Raw genomic sequence first — 2,405 nt, 5'->3', positions numbered from 1 at the left:
CGAGGCGCCGCATCTCTACAAGCAGTCGCCGCTGGGGTGGATTCCGAAGGAGTGGCACACGAGCGGTCTTGCAGGAGTAGCGCCAGAGGATCGTGCCGTCATTCGAACTGGACCGTTTGGTTCATCGCTTAAAGGGGAGCACTGGCGAAATAGTGGCACGCCTGTCGTAACGATCGGAGCGTTGGGTGAGGAGGAATTCATTGAGTCTGAGCTGCTGTTTGTCGATGAGGTGACAGCTGCGCGGCTCGGTGATTTCAAGTTGATTCCAGGTGATGTGGTCTTTTCACGAGTGGCGGACGTCGGACGATCCGTCGTAGTTTCGGAGAACGAGCGAGGTTGGATCATGTCGTCCAACTTCATGCGAATCTCGTGCGACTCAGTGAGGGCCCGTCCGCACTTCCTTCAGTTGCTCCTATCCAGCTCAGTGCCAGTTCGGCAACAGCTGAGGACCAAAGTCAACTCAGCTGGACGCGACGTTGCCAATAGCGCAGTGCTCATGGGCCTGTCCTTTCCGTGGCCGTCGCCCCGCGAGCAAGACGAAATCTTGCGTAGGGTGAACACCATTGGCCAGCTGGTCATTCAAAGGCAGGCGGAGTTGAAAAAACTGCTCGACGTCAAATTGGGATTGATGGACGACCTCCTAACTGGCCGCGTCCGCGTCACCCCTCTGCTACAGGAGGCGCAACAGGCATGACGCCCAAGCTGCCACCTGCTGAATCCCTGACGGTCGAATTCAAAAGCGACCGCAAGCGCCTGCCGAACAACGAGCTGGTCGAGGCCATTGTCTGCCTTGCCAATGCAGAGGGCGGCGAGCTGTGGTTGGGTGTTGAAGATGACGGCACGCCCACAGGATTGCATGCGGAGCACCGGATGCTCGATGGCCTGCCCGGCCTGGTGGCAGCACGTACCTCACCTTCGGTCAACGTGACGGTGCAGGCGTGGGAAGTGGATGGCGTATCCATTGCCCGTATCACCGTACCCAAGGCGCGATCCGTGGTCGCGACATCGGGCGGCGTGTATCTGCGACGCAGGATACGGCACGACGGGCAGCCGGAGTGCGTGCCCATGCTGCCCCACGAGCGGGAAAGCCGCGCCAGCACCTTGGGGCTGGTGGATGTGTCCGCGCTGCCGGTGGCGGGCGCCACGCTGGCCGATCTGGACCCTCTGGAGCGTGAGCGCCTGCGCCAGGCCGTGCAACAGTACGGGGGCGACCGCGTGCTGCTGGAGCTGGACGATGAGGCACTGGACGGCGCGCTGGGGCTGACCGTTCGCGAGCCGGACGGCAGCCGGGTGCCCACCCTGGCTGGCCTGCTGCTGTTGGGGCGGGAGAGTGCCCTGCGTGAACGGGTGCCCACCCACGAATTCGCTTTCCAGGTGCTGGCGCAGCAGGCGGTGCGCTTCAACGAATTCCGCCGTTTTCCGCTGCTGAAGGCGCTGGATTGGCTGGAGACCAATTTCCGGCCCTACAACCCGGAAGAAGAACTGCAGGTAGGCTTGTTCCGCGTGCCGGTGCCGATGGTGGACATGGCGGCCTTCCGTGAGGCGGTGGCCAACGCGCTGATCCACCGCGACTACCACCGCCTGGGGGCGGTGCATGTGCGGCTGGAAGACGACGCCCTGGTGGTCAGTAACCCGGGCGGGCTGGTGGAAGGGGTGACGCTGGCCAACCTGCTGGTGACCGAGCCGCGCCCGCGCAACCGCGCGCTGGCCGATGCCATGAAGCGCATCGGGGTGGTCGAACGTTCCGGGCGCGGCGTGGACACCATCTATCGCGGCATGCTCAAGTTCGGCCGGCCGGCGCCGGATTACTCCCGTACCGATGCCCAGAACGTCGTGGTGCGCCTGCCTACCGAGCCGGCTGACCTGGATTTTCGCCGGCTGGTGGTGGAGGAAGAGCGCCGGCGTGGCGCCGAGTTGCCCATCGACAGCCTGATCGCACTGGCGGCGGTGCGTGAGTTGAAGCGCGTGACCGCGGACGAACTGGCCGGCCGCATCCAGCGAGACGCGGCGAGCGCGAAGCGCACGCTGGAGGCATTGATCGAAGCGGGTTTGGTGGAGGCACACGGTGCGGCACGCGGGCGCAGCTATACCCTGTCGGCCGCTGTCTACCAGCGCCGGGGCGAGAAGGCCGCGTATACCCGTCAGGCTGGCTTTACCCCCATCCAGCACGAGCAGATGGTGCTCAACTATGTGCGTCAGCACGGGCAGATTCGGCGTGCCGAAGTGATGGATTTGTGCCGCCTTAGTGAGGGGCAGGCCAAGGATCTGCTGAAACGGATGCAGGGTAACGGCCTGCTGAAGCTGGAAGGCGCAGGACGGGGCGCCTTCTACCGGCTGGGGGAACGGGGATTGAAAACGGATGAAAACGGATGAAAACGGATGAAAACGGATGAAAACGGATGAAA

2 protein-coding genes are annotated in these 2,405 nt (G+C 63.7%); both read left to right on the top strand.

The annotated features are described in order from the left end of the window. The coding region (locus Q0741_RS07410; RefSeq protein ID WP_298232557.1) for a restriction endonuclease subunit S at positions 1 to 694 on the top strand (694 nt) is incomplete at its 5' end. Next, on the top strand, positions 691 to 2,373 hold the full coding sequence (locus tag Q0741_RS07405; RefSeq protein WP_298232556.1) for an ATP-binding protein: 1,683 nt from the start codon (positions 691 to 693) through the stop codon (positions 2,371 to 2,373). The genes Q0741_RS07410 and Q0741_RS07405, both read left to right, overlap by 4 nt. The last annotated feature ends 32 nt before the right edge of the window (positions 2,374 to 2,405 follow it).

Origin of the sequence: uncultured Azohydromonas sp. (assembly GCF_937926365.1) — a bacterium.
Classification (GTDB): Bacteria; Pseudomonadota; Gammaproteobacteria; order Burkholderiales; family Burkholderiaceae_C; genus Azohydromonas.
This window is presented reverse-complemented; position numbering and strand designations above follow the sequence as displayed.